The sequence below is a fragment of the Pseudomonas sp. CBS genome, assembly GCF_024734645.1.
GTDB lineage: Bacteria > Pseudomonadota > Gammaproteobacteria > Pseudomonadales > Pseudomonadaceae > Aquipseudomonas.
On sequence record NZ_CP102929.1, the window covers coordinates 3289355 to 3307931 of the forward strand.

Below are 18577 nucleotides of genomic sequence, written 5' to 3' on the forward strand. Positions count from 1 at the left end.
TGGGAGCGGGCTTGCTCGCGAAGAGGCCGGCCGATTCAACACAACGCTCAACCCGGAGTCAGGCACTCCGGTCCATTCAGCTTCGGATCGTTGACCATATTGGCCAGCACTCGCTCGCGCAACGCGGTGGGCTCACTGGCCAACAAAGCCTGCAAGGTGTGCAACGGTGTCTCGGGGTTCAACCAGGCTGCCTGCCCCGCCGCATCCAGAATGAGCGGCCGGCGCTGACTCTGCGCAGCCTGGGTCACCACCGCGGTACTCAGCCAAACCTGCTCCTGCACCGGATACGCTTCCCAGATCGCCGCAAAGAACAGCGTGCTGCCCTCCCCCGGCGTCAGCCAGTACGGGCGCTTGCGCTGGGTGCCGCGCCATTCGTAGAACCCATTGGCCGGCAACAGGCAGCGGCGCTGGCGAAAGGCTTCGCGAAACATCGGTTGCTCTGCCAGGGTTTCCGCGCGGGCATGGGCAGGCGTGCGCGAGAGATCGGTCAGCCAGGGCGGCGTGAGGCCCCAGCGCGCCCGAGCCAGGGTGTGCTGGCCGTCGCTGAGGCGCTGGATCAGCACCGAATCATTGGGGGAGATGTTCCACTGGGCCTGCTGGTCGGCCGGAAAGCCCGGCAAGGCAGCAAACGCAGGGTTCCAGCGAAACAGGGCATAACGTCCACACATGGGGCAACACGACTCTTGGAGAAACTAGCCGACAGCCTAACAGACCAACACGTCGGGAAAGCTGTCGGGTTCATCACCGGGCACCGGTTGCGCGCCGTTGTAGGCAGTGATCAGCTCACGGGCGTAGGCCGCCTGTTCATTCTCCACTGCCAGGGCCAGCAGGCCATAGATCGGTAATTCGCCGGTGCCACCGAGCAAATCGCGCCCCACCAGGTGCGCGGTGATGCCCTCGCTTTCGAGCATGCCTTGCAGCAGCTCGCCTTCCATCAGGTTTTCCGGTTCGTAGATTCGCTGCATGGGCGTACCTTTATTCGTTCTCGCTGCGCACGTTGAGCATCCATTCGTCGCCATGAACCTGCAGTTCGAAAACGATGGGCCGGCAGCACACCGGGCAATCTTCTATATATTCCTGATCGCCTGCCGACAGGTCCAGTAACGCCGTGACTACCTCGCCACAATAAGGACATTCGTACGACTCCTCTTCCATCGCGGTCTCCAAGGTGACTTGTGCGTATAATCGCCGGTCTATTTACAGGGCTATTTTTCGTCCCGGTCAATTGCCCGGACCACGCCCTGATATTTATTGTTCCAAACCTTTACTTACCCTAGCCGTTTCTAACAAGAGAGCATGATGGGCGAATTCGATACCATCCGACCTTACAACGACAGCGAAGTCCCGGCAGTGCTGGCCCGACTGTTCAGTGACAAGGCCTTTCTGGACATCCTGACCCACTTTCGCTTTCCGCGCTTTGCTGGTGCCTTCGGCTGGCTGCTCAAGCCGATGATCGCCCATAAACTGCGCCGTGAGTTTGCCGGCGTCACCACCGTGGCCACGCTACAGGACAAAGTCGAGTTTTACGTCGACCACACCATCGAGCGCGCGACCGACGGGGTGACTTATACCGGCGTCGAGCAGTTCAAGTCCGGCAGCGCCTACCTGTTCCTGGCCAACCACCGCGACATCGTGATGGACCCGGCCTTCGTCAACTACGCCGTGTACCACGCCGGCCTGCCCACGCCACGGATCGCCATCGGTGACAACCTGCTGCAAAAGCCGTTTGTCAGCGACCTGATGCGCCTGAACAAGAGTTTCATCGTGCACCGCTCGATCACCGGGCGCAAAGAGAAGATGGCGGCTTATCAGCTGCTGTCGGCGTACATCAACCATTCGATTCGCAATGACTGCCAGTCGATCTGGATCGCCCAGGCCGAAGGCCGCGCCAAGGATGGGGATGATCGCACCGAGTCGGCGATCCTCAAGATGTTCCACATGAGCCGCAAGGACGAGCCGTTCGCCGAAGTCATTCAGTCACTCAACCTGACGCCGGTGTCCATCAGCTACGAATACGACCCGTGTGACGCAGCCAAGGCCCGCGAGCTGTACATCCGCGCTACTACCGGCACCTACAGCAAGGCGCCGGGGGAGGATGACGTGAGCATTGCCCTGGGCATCACCGGTTACAAGGGCCGGGTGCACGTCAACTTCGCGCCGCCGATCACCGAGGCGTTCGAAGACACCAAACTGCTGGCAATCGAGATGGACCGGCAGATTCTGGGCGGTTATCGGTTGTTCCCGGTGCATTACCTGGCGTACGCCCAATGGAGCGATGCCGATCCGCAATTGCAGGTGCCGACCGCAGCCGAGGTATTCCCGGCGGATGAGTTGGCCAAGGCGAAAGCCGAGTGGGAGCGGCGCTTGAATGCGTGCCCGGCCGAGCATCGGCCATATCTGGTGCTGCAATACGCGACGCCGGTGAGGAATCAGTATCGGGTCAAGGCCGGGATTGCCCTGTAACCCGGTACCAGCAACCGCGCAAACCTAATGTGGGAGCGGGCTTGCTCGCGAATGCAGAGTGTCAGTCAATACATCTGGTGACTGATACACCGCATTCGCGAGCAAGCCCGCTCCCACATTTGTTTTCAGGGTGTTCTTACAATCGGGTACTGAACAAGGACACCAGCAACGCCAGCCCGAGCCAGACAAAACCCAGCCGGTAGAACAGGCGATGGGTACGCTGCGTCAGCACATCAAGAAACAACATCGGTTGATCAATGGCCCGCAGTTCGCTTTGCGCGGCAAGCCTGGCCATCGCGCGCTGTTCGCGAAGGCGTGTGACAAACAACAACCAGGCCGCCGGGCAGGCCAGCAACAGGGCAAGGGAATTGAGCAGTAGTGCGGTCAGCGACATCGCAAACCTCGATGTATCAGTGTCTTGGTATCAATCCAGATACAAACCTGAATGATATGCGCCGCCTGCGCGTCATTACTCCTTCCCCATTGACGGCTAATGTATCCAGTAATTTACAGCGTCACCTGAACGTCACCTTAACAAGCCACTCTGTTGCCCTTCGAACGCCCGGGAGCTTGTCATGTTGCACGCGCAGAACCAGGATCGGCTGTATCTGATTGCCCCAAGTGATGAGCAAGAGGCGCTGGTGGGCGGCCTCGCGTTCAATGTGCAGGACCGCCACTGGCTGGTGTACTGCGCCCTCGGCGGGCACCAGCACGCCGACCTGCCGGAGCTGGATTTGCTGACTGGAGTGAGTGTGCTGGACTTTTATGTCGAAACGGCTGCATGAAAGCTGCAGGCGTAAAAAAACCGGGCTCATCGCTGAGCCCGGTGATCGTTCCCACGCTCTGCGTGGGAATGCCGACTGGGGCGCTCCGCGCCCGCCTGACGGTTATTGCGAGCTGAGCAGCGAACCGATGCTCGGGTCCTTGAACAGACGCGTCAGGGCATCGCTCAACACGTCGCTGACCAGCTTGGTGTTGGTCTCCTGGTTCGGCGCCATGCCGAAGCGCTGGTCCAGGGATGCGCCGTAACGACCGCTGTAGCGACGGGTGCCGGCAGTCACGTCGGACTTGAAGGTCGCGCCGATGGTGGCTTCAGTCACGTACAGGCCTTCCTTGGGCGACTGATACTTCAGCTCGGCCAGGGTGATGGTCAGTTGTGGAGCACCGGGCGAGTTGGACGGGGTGAAGCCCAGCAGGCGCACAGCCGCTTCGGCCTGAGCTTGCAGCTTGGGCAGCACGTCGGCACCGGTCACCGTGATAGCGCTGGTTTCCGGGTACAGGCCACCGCGGGTGCCGAGGGTCGGCGACGGGCGCCCATCAACCACACGCACCGACACCGGCTGGCCATGGCCCACAGGCGCCAGTTGGGTGGTGATTTTCGGTTGCGGGCTGAGTTGTTGCGGGCTGTGGGCGCAGCCAACCAGGGTCAAACTGGTCACAGTGATCAAACCGAACAACAGGCGTTGCAACATACTCATTTCTCCAGGACTAGATGCAAACAGGGCGCCAGTATAACGGTGAGCGCTCGCCACTCACCAGAAATCCTGAACGGCGCCTGAACTGTCGGCGAAATTACAATTTTCACACAGAACCGTCACCCCACTGTCATGCCAGACTGCCAACCTTCGCAGCATGTAACGAACCAGGTACACAGCCATGCGCCTTCTCAAATCACTGTTCTTTTCCCATACCAGCCATCGTCAATTTGCCTTGCTCGATGCCCAAGGCTGCTGCCAGGCCTTCAAGCAGTGCAGCCTGCCGCCCGTCGGTGAAGGTTGGGTCGAAGTCGAAGAGACTCGCCTGAGCTGGATGCACCGCCCGCTGCCGGCCAGCGCCCGGATCAACCCACGGGTTTCGCAGCCACAGCAACGGCATGTGTTGGCCTCCTGACCAGACTGCTAATAAAAGTCATTAAACACGCCCATTTGCGCGCATTTCTTCGCTACAATCTCCCCCCGATTATAAGGACGTCTCCTGATCGGGCCTCGCAGCATCGCTAATGCTCCTGTATTAGCTCCCCGCACCGCCCACAGAGAGCCGCCCACACAGATCGAGTGAAGCTGGCGAGCTTGCTGTTTTCTTTGCAAACCATCGTCTTTACCCGAATCTGCCAGAGCTGCCATGCGCTCGGCCACTTGAGTTGTTTGCCCGTTTTGCCGCTTGCCGGCAGTGATTTCGGGCCAGGTGCCAGGCTGGGGCAGCCCTTTTTTGAGGTTCACGTCTTCAAAAGAGCGTGAAAAAAACGGGTTTTCACAACTTCACAAGAGTGTGGCGAGCAAATGAATAGTTTTGCGTTTGTACAAGCACCATCAGCGTCTGGAACAGCCCCACCACACAGGACCGAGTACTCCTCAAGAACCGGAGCTTGAAGCCTGTCCGCTACGGATTTGGTTGCACGATCGGACGAGCTTGACCATAAGTCGAATTGCCACAGGTGCCCTTAAATGCGTTCATACGCAGATCAGGCCCGGTCGGCAGCGTCCGCTTGCGATAAATTGCGAAGAATCGGACATGGCGATCCTGGCCATGGGTAACCTGGGGCATCACGTGAACCGCCCCGTCACTCCTGGCAGCCATGCCGTCAATTTGGTGCTGCAGATTTTGGAGACGCGTTAAATGGCGCATAACGAAGCAGTCGACGTAGTACTGGTAGGTGCGGGCATCATGAGTGCCACCCTCGCCGTACTGCTCAAAGAGCTCGACCCCGGCCTCAAGCTGGAAGTCGTTGAGCTGATGGATTCGGGTGCCGCGGAAAGTTCCAACCCGTGGAACAACGCCGGTACCGGCCACGCCGGGCTGTGTGAGCTGAACTACACACCGCAGGCCGCTGACGGCTCCATCGACATCAAGAAAGCCGTGCACATCAACACCCAATTCGAGGTGTCGAAGCAATTCTGGGCTTACTTGACCAAGAAAGGCACCTTCGGCTCGTCCAAGTCCTTTATCAGCCCCGTGCCGCACCTGAGCTTCGTGCAGGGCGAGAAAGGCGTGTCGTTCCTCAAAAAGCGTTTTGAAACCCTCAGCCAGCACCACGCGTTTTCGGACATGCACTACACCGAAGACCGCAGCGAGATGGCCGAGTGGATGCCGCTGATGATGCCCGGTCGCCCGCTGGACGAAAAAATCGCTGCCACCCGCGTGATGAACGGCACCGACGTCAACTTCGGCGCCCTGACCAACCAGTTGCTCTCGCACCTGACCAGCGCACCGGATGCCCAGGTCAAGTACAGCAAGCGTGTCACCGGCCTCAAGCGCAACGGCGCCGGCTGGACCGTGAGCATCAAGGACGTCAACAGCGGCAACTCCCGTGATGTCGACGCCAAGTTCGTGTTCCTTGGCGCCGGTGGCGCGGCCCTGCCGCTGCTGCAGGCTTCGGGTATCGAAGAAAGCAAAGGTTTCGGCGGCTTCCCGGTCAGCGGCCAGTGGCTGCGTTGCGACAACCCGGAAGTGGTCAAGCACCACCAGGCCAAGGTCTACAGCCAGGCAGCCGTGGGTTCGCCACCGATGTCGGTGCCGCACCTCGACACCCGCGTGGTGGATGGCAAGAAGTCCCTGCTGTTCGGGCCATACGCCGGCTTCACCACCAAGTTCCTCAAACACGGTTCGTTCCTTGACCTGCCGATGTCGATTCGTGCCGGCAACATCGGCCCGATGCTGGCCGTGGCCCGGGACAACATGGACCTGACCAAGTACCTGGTCAGCGAAGTGCGCCAGTCCATGGAGCAGCGCCTGGAATCCCTGCGTCGCTTCTACCCTGAGGCGAAAGCCGAAGACTGGCGCCTGGAAGTGGCCGGCCAACGGGTGCAGATCATCAAGAAAGACCCGAAGAAAGGCGGCGTGCTGCAATTCGGTACCGAACTGGTTGCGGCCAAGGACGGTTCGTTGGCGGCTCTGTTGGGTGCTTCCCCGGGTGCTTCGGTGACGGTGTCGATCATGCTGGAACTGATCGAACGCTGCTTCCCGACCAAAGCGGCCGGTGAATGGGCGGCCAAGCTGCACGAGATCTTCCCGGCGCGGGAGAAGGTCCTGGAGACTGATGCGGAGTTGTATCGCAAGATCAACACGCAGAACAACATCAGCCTGGAACTGGTTGAGCAGAGCAGCGAGACCGAAAGCTACGCTTGAGTGTCGTGACGTCAGTTGATGCATTCCCACGTAGAGCGTGGGAATGAAAAAACGCCCCGAATGGGGCGTTTTTTTTCGTCCGCAACAATCAGCCGCGGGCTTGTTCGATCAACTCGATGTACTCGGCGGCGTTGCGCTGGTCCTTGATCATTTCAACGAAGGTCTGGCCATGCTCGTCCTTGCCGTCGAGGTCCAGGCCGGCTTCCTTGAAAAACACCAGGAAGCGTTCAAAGTCGTCGATACGCAGGCCACGGTAGGCCTTGATCAGTTTGTGCAGGGACGGCGAAGTGGCGTCTACCGGCTCGAAATCCAGGAACAGCTTGATTTGCTCGTCGCCGATTTCATCACCAATCAGCTGTTTCTTATCTTTACGCATTACCGACTCCAGCCTGCAGACATTTACACGGGGTTTGAAGTCTACCTGCGAGGCCCTTTCTTCGAAAGCGCCGTTACACGCCTGAACCCCGTAGCAGCTGTCGAGCGCCAGCGAGGCTGCGTGGGCCGCGCTGACAGGCTTGGACCGTGTCGCGCCTGACGCAGCCTCACTGGCGCTCGACAGCTGCTACGGGGGCCCACGTGTTACTTGGAACGAACGGCGCCGGTGTGCAAGTCGGCCCAGATATGGCCGTTGGCGTAACTGAGGAACTGCACATACACCGTGTCGTTGCGCAGCAAATCGACGATCACCCGATACTGGGTCATCGGGTACGACAAGGTCAGGGTTTTGCTTTTGTCGTCGAACACCGGCTTTTTCAGGCTTTTGCTTTCGGCATCAAAGTTGAGGATCACCTGGGCGATGGTCGCGCCCTTGTTCAGGGACTTGCCCTTGAGGCGGATCATCAACGGTGAGGTCACCGGAATCGGCTGCTGGGTGGATTGGCGCAGGTTACCCACCACCACCGAATACTCGGTGACTTGCAGCAATTGCTGTTGGTCAGGAGCTTCGGCGCGCAGGGTCAGGTCGTCGGGCGGCAGGAATTGGCTATGCAGCGGCGCCGGAGCGGCCGCCAGGGGCAAACTGAAGGTCAGCGCCAGGGCGGCGCAGGTGCGAATCAACAGGCTCATGAACAGCTCCAGACGCAGGGGCCAAGCACGATAGCATGACAACCCTGCGCCTGAATCCCGCTTACATCCCTTTGACGGCGTAGATCCCATTGGCATTACGCCAGTAGCCTTTGTAGTCCATACCGTAACCGAAAATGTAGCGGTCGATGCACGGCAGGCCCACGTAATCGGCTTTCAGGTCCGGACGGGCCTTGCGGTCATGGTCCTTGTCGATCAGCACGGCGGTGTGCACCTTGCGCGCGCCGGCGTGTTTGCAGAAGTCGATAATCGCGCCCAGGGTGTGCCCTTCGTCGAGGATGTCGTCGATGATCAGCACATCGCGGTCGATGAACGAGACTTCCGGCTTGGCTTTCCAGAACAGGTCGCCGCCGCTGGTTTCGTTGCGATAGCGGGTGGCGTGCAGGTAGGACGCTTCCAGCGGGAATTGCAGATGGGTGAGCAATTTACCGGCGAAAATCAGGCCACCGTTCATCACGCAAAAGACCACCGGGTTGGTGTCGGCCATTTCGCGGGAGATGTGCGCGCCGACCTTGGCGATGGCCTCTTCGACTTGCGCTTCGGTGTACAGGCAGTCAGCCTCGCGCATGATTTGACGGATATGCTCGAGATCAGCGGACATGGCGCTCTCCAAGGGGGTGCTGTGGCAAGAAAAGCGGGCAAAGGTACGCATGTGAGGCGCAACGTTCAAGCCTTAATGGACTAACGTACTAGATGTCTATAGGACAACACCCTCGGATAGATTAATCTAGGCCGGTTTTTTTGCCCGCCGCCGGAGCCTTTCCCCATGCCCATCCGTGAGATCCGCCACCCGCTGATCCGACATAAACTCGGCCTTATGCGCCGCGCCGACATTAGCACGAAGAACTTCCGTGAGCTTGCTCAGGAAGTCGGAGCGCTGCTTACCTACGAGGCGACCAAAGACCTGCCCCTGGAAAACTACGAGATCGCCGGTTGGTGTGGTCCCGTCCAGGTCGAGAAAATCGCCGGCAAGAAGATTACCGTGGTGCCGATCCTGCGCGCCGGTATCGGCATGCTTGAAGGCGTGCTCAGCCTGATCCCGGGCGCCAAGGTCAGCGCCGTGGGCGTGGCCCGCAATGAAGAAACACTGCAGGCCCACACCTACCTGGAAAAACTGGTACCGGAAATCGACGAGCGCCTGGCGATGATCATCGACCCGATGCTCGCCACCGGCAGCTCCATGGTTGCCACCATCGACCTGCTGAAAAAAGCCGGCTGCAAGGACATCCGCGCCATGGTGCTGGTAGCCGCTCCCGAAGGCATCGCCGCCGTCGAGAAAGCCCACCCGGACGTGTTGATCTACACCGCATCCATCGATGAACGCCTGAACGAACACGGCTACATCATCCCGGGCCTGGGCGATGCCGGCGACAAGATCTTCGGTACCAAGCAGAAGGACGCGTGACCATGCAGGATGAATTCAACGACCCGCTTTGGCGCCAGATTCTGTCTGGCGCACAGATGCTCTTCGTAGCATTTGGCGCGCTGGTGTTGATGCCGCTGATCACCGGTCTCGATCCAAACGTCGCCCTGTTTACCGCAGGCTTGGGCACCTTGTTGTTCCAAGTGGTCACCGGGCGCCAAGTGCCGGTGTTCCTGGCGTCGAGCTTTGCGTTTATCACCCCGATCATTCTCGCCAAGGGCCAATTCGGCCTCGCGGCGACCATGGGCGGTGTGATGGCGGCCGGTTTCGTTTACACCTTCCTGGGCCTGGCGGTGAAGATCAAGGGCACCGGTTTCATCGACCGGCTGCTGCCGCCGGTGGTGATCGGGCCGGTGATTATCTCCATCGGCCTGGCCATGGCGCCGATTGCCGCCAACATGGCGATGGGCAAGGCGGGTGACGGTAGCGAGTTGATCCACTACCAAACCGCCATGCTGATCTCGATGCCGGCGCTGCTGACCACGTTGATCGTCGCGGTATTCGGCAAAGGCATTTTCCGCCTGGTGCCGATCATCTCCGGCGTGCTTGTGGGTTTCGCCATGTCGTTCTACTTCGGTGTAGTCGACACGGCGAAGATCGCTGCCGCACCGTGGTTCGCCCTGCCCCACTTCACCGCGCCGGAATTCAACTGGCAGGCGATCCTGTTTATCGTCCCGGTGGCCCTGGCCCCGGCCATCGAACACATCGGTGGTGTGATTGCAGTAGGCAGCGTGACCGGTCGCGACTACCTGAAGAAGCCTGGCCTGCACCGCACGCTATTGGGTGATGGTATCGCCACCACCGCTGCCGGCCTGTTCGGCGGCCCGCCCAACACGACCTACGCGGAAGTGACGGGCGCCGTGATGCTGACCAAGAACTACAACCCGAAAATCATGACCTGGGCGGCGGTGTTTGCCATCAGCCTGGCATTTATCGGCAAGTTCGGCGCGTTGCTGCAAAGCATTCCAGTCCCGGTAATGGGCGGGATTCTATGCCTGCTGTTCGGTTCGATTGCCGCAGTGGGGATGAACACCCTGATCCGCCACAAGATCGACCTCGGCGAAGCACGCAACCTGGTGATTGTGTCGGTAACCCTGGTGTTCGGGATTGGCGGTGTGCTGGTAGGTACCGGCACCGGCCCGGATGACTTTGGCCTGAAGGGCATCGCCCTGTGTGCGGTGGTAGCGATTGCGTTGAATCTGCTGCTGCCGGGCAATGACGGCTGGAAGAACAAGAAGCCGGATGAGCCGCTGATCTAACTGCCAACGCAAAACCAATGTGGGAGCGGGCTTGCTCGCGAATGCAGTCTGTCATTCAGCACATCAGTGACTGAACCACCGCATTCGCGAGCAAGCCCGCTCCCACATCTTTTTAGCTTCAGTGTGGCTTAGAGCTCGCCCAACGCATCAATCAGCGCCTGGTTCTGCTCCGGCGTGCCAATGCTGATCCGCAGGAACTGGGCAATCCGCTCCTGCTTGAAGTGCCGCACAATTACCCCTTGTTCCCGCACTTTGGCTGCCAGTCCGGCGGCGTCGTGCCGTGGGTGACGGGCAAAGATGAAGTTGGCCGCAGACGGCAACACTTCAAACCCCTTGGTTTGCAACTGCGTCACCAGTTTTTCACGGCTGTCGATCACCAACTTGCAGGTGTTCTGGAAGTGCTCACGGTCTTCAAAAGCGGCGGCCGCGCCGACAATCGCCAGGCGATCCAGCGGGTAGGAGTTGAAGCTGTTCTTGACCCGCTCCAGCGCCTCGATCAGATCCGGGTGGCCCACGGCCAGGCCCACTCGCAAACCGGCCAGGGAGCGCGACTTGGAAAGGGTCTGGGTCACCAGCAGGTTCGGGTAACGGTCCACCAGGCTGATAGCAGTTTCGCCGCCGAAGTCGATATAGGCTTCATCCACTACCACCACCGAGTCCGGGCTGGCCTTGAGGATTTGCTCCACGGCGTCCAGCGCCATCACGCAACCGGTCGGCGCGTTCGGGTTGGGGAAGATGATCCCGCCGTTGGGCCTGGCGTAGTCCGACACGCGGATCTGGAACCGCTCATCCAGCGGCACGGCGTCGAAGGCAATGCGGTACAGGCCGCAGTACACCGGGTAGAAGCTGTAGCTGATGTCCGGGAACAGCAGCGGCAAGTCGTGCTGGAACAAACCGTGGAAGATGTGCGCCAGGACTTCATCGGAACCGTTGCCGAGGAACACCTTGCCCGCGTCGATCCCGTAATACTTCGCCACCGCCTGCTTGAGCAGGTCGCTGTTGGGGTCCGGGTACAAACGCAGGTTGTCGTTCAGCTCGGCCTGCATGGCTGCCAACGCTTTGGGCGATGGGCCGTAGGGGTTTTCATTGGTGTTGAGTTTCACCAGCTTGGTCAGCTTCGGTTGCTCACCGGGCACGTAAGGCACTAGATCCTTGACGAGCGGGCTCCAGAATTTGCTCATGTTTCAGTTCCCCTGCTTATCGTCAACGATGCGGTATTCGGCGCTGCGGGCGTGGGCGGTCAGCGACTCGCCACGGGCCAGCACGGAAGCGGTCTTGCCCAACTCCGACGCGCCCTGTGGCGAGCAGAAGATGATCGACGAGCGCTTCTGGAAGTCATACACACCCAACGGCGAGGAGAAACGCGCGGTGCCCGAGGTCGGCAACACGTGGTTGGGGCCGGCGCAGTAGTCGCCCAGGGCTTCGCTGGTGTGGCGACCCATGAAGATCGCGCCGGCGTGACGAATCAGCGGCAGCCAGGCTTGTGGGTCGGCGACAGACAACTCCAGGTGCTCCGGTGCGATGCGGTTGGCCACTTCGATGGCTTGTTCCATGTCGCGCACCTGGATCAGGGCGCCACGGCCATTGATCGATTTCTCGATGATCTCGGCGCGCTCCATGGTCGGCAGCAGTTTGGCGATGCTGGCGGCGACCTTGTCCAGGAATTCGGCGTCCGGGCTGACCAGGATCGCCTGGGCGTCTTCATCGTGCTCGGCTTGAGAGAACAGGTCCATGGCGATCCAGTCCGGGTCGGTCTGGCCGTCACACACCACGAGGATTTCCGAAGGGCCGGCGATCATGTCGATGCCGACCTGGCCAAATACATGGCGCTTGGCCGTGGCCACGTAGATGTTGCCCGGGCCAACCACCTTGTCGACCTTCGGCACGCTTTCGGTGCCATAAGCCAAGGCCGCCACGGCTTGGGCACCACCGATGGTGAACACGCGATCGACGCCCGCGATGCAGGCCGCTGCCAGCACCAGTTCGTTGATTTCGCCGCGCGGCGTAGGCACTACCATGACCACTTCGGTCACGCCGGCCACCTTGGCCGGAATCGCGTTCATCAGTACCGAGGACGGGTACGACGCTTTGCCGCCCGGCACGTACAGGCCGGCACGGTCCAGCGGCGTGACCTTCTGGCCCAGTACGGTGCCGTCGGCCTCGGTGTAGCTCCAGGAATCCTGTTTCTGTTTCTCGTGGTAGCTGCGCACCCGCGCGGCCGCCACTTCCAGGGCTTCGCGCTGGGGCGCGGTGATGCGGGTCAAGGCCAGTTCCAGGCGTTCGCGGGGCAGGATCAGGTCGGCCATGGAGGCGACGTCCAGACCATCGAACTGCCGGGTGAAATCCACCAGCGCCGCGTCACCGCGCTCGCGCACGGCCTTGATGATGTCGAGCACCCGCTGGTTGACCGTATCGTCGGACACGCTTTCCCAGCTCAGCAGATGATCCAGATGATGGGCGAAATCCGGGTCGGCAGCGTTGAGTCGGGCAATTGCAGTGGACGTGGTCATAGCGAGGGCCTCAATAGAATTGGCAAAAACTCAGGCGCCCTAAATTAGCAGTCGTTTCCGCTTGGGCACCTGAGAATTCTGGCTATGAGGCGGATAGACGGGCGCGGCTTAGGGCCGCGCGGGTGAGTCAACCGCGGTGTCGAGACTCCACTGCCTTGCGCAGGGTGTCGATCAACGCCTGGATACGGGCGTGCTGCATTTTCATCGACGCTTTGTTGACGATCAGCCGGGAGCTGATGTCGGCGATAAAGTCCTGGGGTTCCAGGCCGTTGGCGCGCAGGGTGTTACCGGTGTCAACCACGTCGATGATCTTGTCGGCCAGGCCGATCAGCGGTGCCAGCTCCATCGAGCCGTAAAGCTTGATGATGTCGACCTGGCGGCCTTGCTCGGCGTAGTAACGCTTGGCAACGTTGACGAACTTGGTCGCCACCCGCAGGCGGCCTTTAGGCTCGACGTCACCGACACGGCCGGCGGTCATCAGCTTGCACAGGGCAATACGCAGGTCCAATGGCTCGTACAGGCCCTGGCCGCCGTATTCCATCAACACGTCTTTGCCCGCGACGCCGAGGTCGGCCGCGCCATGCTCAACGTAGGTTGGCACGTCGGTGGCACGCACGATCAGCAGGCGAACGTCGTCCTGGGTCGTGGGGATGATCAGCTTGCGGCTCTTGTCCGGATTCTCGGTTGGCACGATGCCCGCTTCAGCCAGAAGCGGCAAAGTGTCGTCAAGGATGCGGCCCTTGGACAGTGCGATGGTCAACATGGGAAACGTCAGTCCTTCATCAGGCTATTGCTGTCCGGTCGCAATCGGCGCCAGACACAGATCGAGGCCATTACAGCCTCGATTTGAAACAAATCAGTTAACAGCATACATCGTCCTGTGGCGAGGGAGCTTGCTCCCGCTGGGGCGCGAAGCGGCCCTGGTCTTTGTTTAAAAAGACTGTGACTGCTGCGCAGTCCAGCGGGAGCAAGCTCCCTCGCAACAATGACCGTGTTTGCAGTTCCTGGAACTAGCCCGGTACGCGGCGGATTTTCGCGCCGAGCATCTGCAGCTTCTCTTCGATGCACTCGTAACCACGGTCTATGTGGTAAATGCGGTCGATCAGGGTGTCGCCGTCAGCGCACAGCGCCGAGATCACCAGGCTGGCCGAGGCACGCAGGTCGGTAGCCATCACTGGCGCGCCCTTAAGCTTCTCGATACCGGTCACGATGGCTGTGTTGCCTTCGACCTGGATCTTGGCGCCCATGCGGTGCAGCTCGTAAACGTGCATGAAGCGGTTTTCGAAGATGGTCTCGATCACAGCGCCGGTGCCTTCGGCAATCGCGTTCAGGGAAATGAACTGCGCCTGCATGTCGGTCGGGAACGCCGGGTACGGAGCGGTACGCACGTTGACGGCTTTTGGCCGCTTGCCGTGCATGTTCAGCTCGATCCAGTCTTCGCCAGTGGTGATCTCGGCGCCGGCTTCCTTGAGTTTTTCCAGGACGGCTTCAAGGATGGTCGGATCGGTGTCCTTGACCTTGACGCGGCCACCGGTCACGGCAGCAGCCACCAGGTAGGTACCGGTCTCGATGCGGTCGGGCATCACTTTGTAGGTGGCCGAATGCAGGCGTTTCACACCTTCGATGGTGATGGTGTCGGTGCCGGCGCCGGTAATGTTGGCACCCATGGCGATCAGGAAGTTGGCCAGGTCGACCACTTCCGGCTCGCGCGCGGCGTTTTGCAGAACGCTGCGGCCGTTGGCCAGGGCTGCGGCCATCATGATGTTCTCGGTACCGGTCACACTGACGGTATCAAAGAAGAAGTTCGCGCCACGCAGGCCGCCTTCCGGCGCCTTGGCCTTGATGTAGCCGCCTTCGACGTCAATGGTTGCACCCATGGCTTCGAGGCCACGGATGTGCAGGTCCACCGGACGCGAACCGATGGCGCAACCGCCAGGCAGTGCGACTTCGGCTTCGCCGAAACGGGCAACCATCGGGCCCAGTACCAGGATCGAGGCGCGCATGGTTTTCACCAGCTCGTACGGTGCGATCAGGGTCTTGATGGTGCGCGGGTCGATTTCGACGCTGAGTTTCTCGTCGATCACCGGCTCGATGCCCATGCGACCGAACAGCTCGATCATGGTGGTGATGTCGTGCAGGTGCGGCAGGTTGGCCACGGTAACCGGGCCATCGCACAGCAAGGTCGCTGCCAGGATCGGCAGGGCGGAGTTCTTCGCCCCGGAAATACGGATCTCGCCATCAAGACGAGCACCGCCGGTAATAATCAATTTATCCATAAGAATCTCGACGCCTTGGGGGCTCAGGTGCGCTCGGCCCAGGCCGCGCGGCTGAAAAATTTCATAGTGACCGCATGGATGCTGCCATCGGTGATCCACGGGTTCAAATGGGCATAGATCTGCTGTTGACGCTTGACCGGGCTCAATGCCGCCAGTTCATCGCTAATCACGTTCAGCTGGAAGTTGCAGCCTTCGCCCTCAACTTCAACATTAGTTTGGGGCAGCTTTCCTTCAAGGAAGCTTTTAACTTCTAGGGCCTGCATGATCAACCTCTATGGGCGCCCAGTGCGCGCGGGTCGCACATCATACAAAAAAGCCCCGCGCCTGCGAACCCCGCATAGCAGGACTCTGACGGGGGGCTTCTTTAATAATGTGTATTAAGGATGCGCCAACAGCTCGGTCAGACCGGAAACCTCAGCGATTTCACGCATGTCTTCGGGCAATGCACGGATGCTCACCGGCTTTTTGACGGCCTGTGCATCACGCATGAAACACAGCAGCAGCGACAAGCCGACACTGCTGGACTTCACCACCGCCGAGCAATCCAGCACCAGCGCGGACGCAGTGCTGGCATTGATCAGCGCTTGGCCCTGCTTGCGCAGGGCTGGCCCGGTGCTGTAATCCAGCACGCCGCTGAGCAGCAACTCACCGGACTCGCCAAGGCGAATGGCCGACTCGGTCATTGGGCAGGCTTCCCGGCAGCTTTGTCGGTTTCTTCCTTGGCCTTGGCCACTTCACCGGCCCAACCATTGATGGTTTTGTCCAGGTCGTTGCCATTGCGCTGCATGGCGTCCGCGAACTGGTCACGGAACAGCTTGCCAATGTTGATACCGTTGATCACGACGTTACGCAGTTTCCACTCGCCATTGATCTTCGTCAGGGTGTAGGACACCGGATATACCGCGCCATTGGTGCCCTTCACGGTCATGCCGACTTCGGCACGGTCACCGGTTTCGGACTTCGGTGCATCAACCGTAATGCCCTGGTTGTTGTACTCGAGCAATGCGTTGCCATAGAACTGGAACAGGCCGCGCTTGAAGTTTTCCTGGAAGCGGGTCATCTGCTCCGGGGTCGCCTTGCGCGAGTACTTGACGGTCATGATGCTTTTGGAAATGCCTTCAGCATCCACCACAGGCCCGACAATCGTGTTCAGCGCGTTATAAAACTGACTCGGGTCTTGCTTGTACTTTTCCTTGTTGGCGCTCAGGTCAGCCAACATCTTGTTGGTGGTGTCCTGCACCAGGTCATGTGCAGAGCCGCCGGCAGCGGCGTTAGCCATCAACGGCAGTGCCGCGAGCAGTACCAACAGGCCACGTCGCAAAGTAGAGATCATCAACACATTCCTCATTTGGCGTCTTTATTGACGGTATTGAGCAGGAATTTACCGATCAAGTCCTCCAGCACCAACGACGACTGTGTGTCATGAATGGTCGAACCATCCTTGAGCAGAGCTGTTTCCCCGCCCACGCTGATGCCGATGTACTTCTCGCCCAGCAAGCCAGCGGTGAGGATAGACGCGGTGGAGTCAGTCGGCAGGTTATCCACCTTCTTGTCCACTTGCATCGTCACTCGACCGGTGAAGCTGTCGCGGTCCAGATCGATCGCCGTGACCTTGCCGATGGTTACACCCGCCATGGTCACTTTAGCTCTGACAGTCAAACCGGCGATATTGTCGAAGTAGGCGTAAAGTTTATAAGTATCGGCGGTGGGGCTGGCCGATAGGCCGCTGACTCGCAGGGCGAGCAACAGTAAAGCCAGGATGCCAGCCAGCAAGAAAAGGCCGACACCGATTTCCACAGTGCGGTTTTGCATCAGAAATCTCCAAACATCAAGGCGGTCAAAATGAAGTCAAGGCCCAGTACCGCCAGCGAGGCGTACACAACGGTCTTGGTGGTGGCGCGACTGATCCCTTCTGAGGTGGGCTCACAGTCATAGCCTTGGAATACGGCGATCCAGGTCACTACAAAGGCGAAGACGATGCTTTTAATGATGCCGTTTAGCACGTCGCCGCTGAAGGTCACGCTGTTTTGCATGTTGCCCCAGTAGGAACCGTCGTAGACGCCCAACCAGTCAACCGCCACCCATGAACCGCCCCAGATCCCGACCACGCTGAATACCATCGCCAGCAGTGGCAGGGAGATGAAGCCGGCCCACAGGCGCGGGGCAACAATGTACTTGAGTGGATCGACGCCGATCATTTCCAGGCTGGACAGCTGCTCGGTAGCCTTCATGTTGCCGATTTCGGCCGTCAGCGCAGAACCTGCGCGCCCGGCAAACAGCAGCGCGGTCACCACCGGGCCCAACTCACGCAACAGCGTCAGCGCAACCATCTGCCCTACCGCCTGTTCGGAGCCGTAGCTGGAAAGGATATTGAAGCCTTGCAGCGCCAGCACCATGCCGATGAATACCCCGGAGACCACAATGATCACCAGGGACATCACACCCACGGAGTGCAGTTGCTTGATCAGCAGGCCAAAACCGCCGCCAATACCGCCGCGGCCGAGCAACGCATGAAACAGGAAAATCGTCGAACGGCCCAGCACACCGATGATATCGATGCCGGAGCGTCCGAAAAGGCGAACCTTTTCGAGTAAGGATGTCTTGCGCATCAGCGCTTCCCCAGAAGATCTGAGCGGTAGTCCGCTGCCGGAAAGTGAAAAGGCACCGGGCCATCGGGATCGCCGGTCATGAATTGGCGAATGCGCGGGTTATCAGCGTTCATCAGCTCTTCAGGCGTGCCCTGCCCCAACACCTGGCCATCGCCCACGACATAAAGGTAGTCGGCAATGCTCGCGGTCTCGGCCAGGTCGTGGGAGACCACGATACTGGTGATACCCAGTGCGTCGTTGAGCAGGCGGATCAGGCGCACCAGGACACCCATGGCGATCGGGTCCTGACCAACGAAAGGCTCGTCGTACATGAGAATTTGCGGGTCGAGGGCAATGGCACGCGCCAGGGCAACACGACGCTTCATGCCACCGGACAGCTCGTCGGGCATCAAATCGATGGCACCGCGCAGCCCGACGGCCTGCAATTTCAGCAACACGATGTCACGAATCATCTCATCGGAGAGCTGCGTATGCACCCGCAGCGGGAAGGCTACGTTCTCGAAAACGTCGAGATCGGTAAACAACGCACCGCTCTGGAACAACACGCCCATGTGCTTGCGCGCGTCGAACAGGTCGCTGCGCGAGAGCGTTGGCAGATTCTGGCCATTGACCCAGACTTCACCGGCGGACGGGCGCAATTGCATGCCCATCAGGCGCAACAGCGTCGTCTTGCCGCAACCGGAAGGCCCCATGATGCCCGTGACTTTGCCGCGGGGAATGCGAATATCCACATTATTGAAGATGCTGCGCGTACCGCGCTTGAAGGAAAGACCCTTCAGCTCGACCGCGTAGGCGTTATCGGCACTCATCTAAACTCCTTGGGATGCAG

Annotated in this window: 25 protein-coding genes; 6 read left to right on the plus strand and 19 right to left on the minus strand. The window is 60.0% G+C overall.

Annotation, left to right across the window (positions count from 1 at the left end):
- Positions 1-47: 47 nt before the first annotated feature.
- Genes NVB75_RS14885 through NVB75_RS14895 form a run of 3 tightly spaced genes read right to left on the minus strand, consistent with a single transcriptional unit; the run spans position 48 to position 1155 of the window.
- Positions 48-668 (minus strand): SOS response-associated peptidase, encoded by a 621-nt coding sequence (locus NVB75_RS14885; protein WP_003216163.1) that lies wholly within the window; start codon positions 666-668, stop codon positions 48-50.
- Between the two features lie 36 nt (positions 669-704).
- Positions 705-965, minus strand: a complete 261-nt coding sequence (locus NVB75_RS14890; protein WP_258347936.1) for a DUF2007 domain-containing protein — start codon at positions 963-965, stop codon at positions 705-707.
- 10 nt (positions 966-975) lie between these two features.
- Positions 976-1155 (minus strand): CPXCG motif-containing cysteine-rich protein, encoded by a 180-nt coding sequence (locus NVB75_RS14895; protein ID WP_017477711.1) that lies wholly within the window; start codon positions 1153-1155, stop codon positions 976-978.
- A gap of 144 nt (positions 1156-1299) precedes the next feature.
- Between NVB75_RS14895 and NVB75_RS14900 the strand changes: the two genes are divergently transcribed.
- On the plus strand, positions 1300-2463 hold the full coding sequence (locus tag NVB75_RS14900; protein ID WP_029615884.1) for a 1-acyl-sn-glycerol-3-phosphate acyltransferase: 1164 nt from the start codon (positions 1300-1302) through the stop codon (positions 2461-2463).
- A gap of 136 nt (positions 2464-2599) precedes the next feature.
- Here the strand turns inward: NVB75_RS14900 and NVB75_RS14905 are convergent, their stop codons facing one another.
- Entirely contained in the window at positions 2600-2857 is a 258-nt protein-coding gene (locus tag NVB75_RS14905; RefSeq protein ID WP_258347940.1) for a hypothetical protein, read from the minus strand.
- 181 nt (positions 2858-3038) lie between these two features.
- Here NVB75_RS14905 and NVB75_RS14910 point away from each other — a divergent pair, with 181 nt between their 5' ends.
- The gene (locus NVB75_RS14910; protein WP_008434269.1) at positions 3039-3248 is read left to right on the plus strand and encodes a hypothetical protein; all 210 of its coding nucleotides are present in this window, start codon (positions 3039-3041) and stop codon (positions 3246-3248) included.
- A gap of 102 nt (positions 3249-3350) precedes the next feature.
- Here the strand turns inward: NVB75_RS14910 and NVB75_RS14915 are convergent, their stop codons facing one another.
- Entirely contained in the window at positions 3351-3935 is a 585-nt protein-coding gene (locus tag NVB75_RS14915) for a YajG family lipoprotein (protein WP_003216157.1), read from the minus strand.
- A 184-nt stretch (positions 3936-4119) separates the two neighbouring features.
- Here NVB75_RS14915 and NVB75_RS14920 point away from each other — a divergent pair, with 184 nt between their 5' ends.
- A complete protein-coding gene (locus NVB75_RS14920; protein WP_258347941.1) occupies positions 4120-4353 on the plus strand; it encodes a hypothetical protein in 234 nt (77 codons plus the stop codon).
- 8 nt (positions 4354-4361) lie between these two features.
- Here NVB75_RS14920 and NVB75_RS14925 read toward each other — a convergent pair whose 3' ends face one another.
- The gene (locus tag NVB75_RS14925) at positions 4362-4682 is read right to left on the minus strand and encodes a hypothetical protein (RefSeq protein ID WP_143503552.1); all 321 of its coding nucleotides are present in this window, start codon (positions 4680-4682) and stop codon (positions 4362-4364) included.
- A 397-nt stretch (positions 4683-5079) separates the two neighbouring features.
- Here NVB75_RS14925 and mqo point away from each other — a divergent pair, with 397 nt between their 5' ends.
- Positions 5080-6588 (plus strand): malate dehydrogenase (quinone), encoded by a 1509-nt coding sequence (gene mqo / locus NVB75_RS14930; RefSeq protein ID WP_003216154.1) that lies wholly within the window; start codon positions 5080-5082, stop codon positions 6586-6588.
- A gap of 88 nt (positions 6589-6676) precedes the next feature.
- On the opposite strand, the gene NVB75_RS14935 is transcribed toward mqo, so the two are convergent.
- From NVB75_RS14935 to NVB75_RS14945, 3 genes are all read right to left on the minus strand, one after another.
- Positions 6677-6964 carry a PA4642 family protein gene (locus NVB75_RS14935; RefSeq protein WP_258347950.1) on the minus strand — a complete coding sequence of 96 codons (288 nt, stop codon included), beginning with the start codon at positions 6962-6964 and terminating at the stop codon, positions 6677-6679.
- Between the two features lie 203 nt (positions 6965-7167).
- Positions 7168-7653: a hypothetical protein gene (locus NVB75_RS14940; protein WP_258347952.1), complete on the minus strand. Its 486-nt coding sequence runs from the start codon at positions 7651-7653 to the stop codon at positions 7168-7170.
- Positions 7654-7714: 61 nt separating this feature from the next.
- Positions 7715-8272, minus strand: a complete 558-nt coding sequence (locus tag NVB75_RS14945) for a hypoxanthine-guanine phosphoribosyltransferase (protein ID WP_003216150.1) — start codon at positions 8270-8272, stop codon at positions 7715-7717.
- Between the two features lie 165 nt (positions 8273-8437).
- On the opposite strand from NVB75_RS14945, the gene upp reads away from it, so the two are divergent.
- Complete coding sequence (gene upp, locus NVB75_RS14950; RefSeq protein WP_003216149.1) at positions 8438-9076, plus strand: uracil phosphoribosyltransferase; 639 nt, start codon at positions 8438-8440, stop codon at positions 9074-9076.
- Positions 9077-9078: 2 nt separating this feature from the next.
- Positions 9079-10353 (plus strand): uracil-xanthine permease family protein, encoded by a 1275-nt coding sequence (locus NVB75_RS14955; RefSeq protein ID WP_003216147.1) that lies wholly within the window; start codon positions 9079-9081, stop codon positions 10351-10353.
- 128 nt (positions 10354-10481) lie between these two features.
- On the opposite strand, the gene hisC is transcribed toward NVB75_RS14955, so the two are convergent.
- The 10 genes from hisC to NVB75_RS15005 form a co-directional block, all read right to left on the minus strand.
- Complete coding sequence (gene hisC, locus NVB75_RS14960) at positions 10482-11534, minus strand: histidinol-phosphate transaminase (protein ID WP_258347955.1); 1053 nt, start codon at positions 11532-11534, stop codon at positions 10482-10484.
- Positions 11535-11537: 3 nt separating this feature from the next.
- A complete protein-coding gene (hisD, locus tag NVB75_RS14965) occupies positions 11538-12863 on the minus strand; it encodes a histidinol dehydrogenase (protein ID WP_017477720.1) in 1326 nt (441 codons plus the stop codon).
- Between the two features lie 127 nt (positions 12864-12990).
- Positions 12991-13626: an ATP phosphoribosyltransferase gene (hisG, locus tag NVB75_RS14970; protein ID WP_003188599.1), complete on the minus strand. Its 636-nt coding sequence runs from the start codon at positions 13624-13626 to the stop codon at positions 12991-12993.
- Positions 13627-13873: 247 nt separating this feature from the next.
- Positions 13874-15139, minus strand: a complete 1266-nt coding sequence (murA, locus tag NVB75_RS14975; protein ID WP_010170568.1) for a UDP-N-acetylglucosamine 1-carboxyvinyltransferase — start codon at positions 15137-15139, stop codon at positions 13874-13876.
- Between the two features lie 23 nt (positions 15140-15162).
- Positions 15163-15402, minus strand: a complete 240-nt coding sequence (locus NVB75_RS14980; protein ID WP_010170570.1) for a BolA family protein — start codon at positions 15400-15402, stop codon at positions 15163-15165.
- Between the two features lie 114 nt (positions 15403-15516).
- On the minus strand, positions 15517-15822 hold the full coding sequence (locus NVB75_RS14985) for a lipid asymmetry maintenance protein MlaB (RefSeq protein ID WP_010170571.1): 306 nt from the start codon (positions 15820-15822) through the stop codon (positions 15517-15519).
- Positions 15819-16472: a phospholipid-binding protein MlaC gene (locus NVB75_RS14990; protein WP_017477723.1), complete on the minus strand. Its 654-nt coding sequence runs from the start codon at positions 16470-16472 to the stop codon at positions 15819-15821. Before NVB75_RS14990 ends, NVB75_RS14985 begins: the two co-directional genes overlap by 4 nt.
- Before the next feature lie 11 nt (positions 16473-16483).
- Positions 16484-16951: an outer membrane lipid asymmetry maintenance protein MlaD gene (mlaD, locus tag NVB75_RS14995; protein ID WP_010170575.1), complete on the minus strand. Its 468-nt coding sequence runs from the start codon at positions 16949-16951 to the stop codon at positions 16484-16486.
- Positions 16951-17748 carry a lipid asymmetry maintenance ABC transporter permease subunit MlaE gene (gene mlaE / locus NVB75_RS15000; RefSeq protein ID WP_003216131.1) on the minus strand — a complete coding sequence of 266 codons (798 nt, stop codon included), beginning with the start codon at positions 17746-17748 and terminating at the stop codon, positions 16951-16953. Before mlaE ends, mlaD begins: the two co-directional genes overlap by 1 nt.
- Entirely contained in the window at positions 17748-18557 is an 810-nt protein-coding gene (locus tag NVB75_RS15005) for an ATP-binding cassette domain-containing protein (protein ID WP_003216128.1), read from the minus strand. Before NVB75_RS15005 ends, mlaE begins: the two co-directional genes overlap by 1 nt.
- Between the last annotated feature and the right edge of the window lie 20 nt (positions 18558-18577).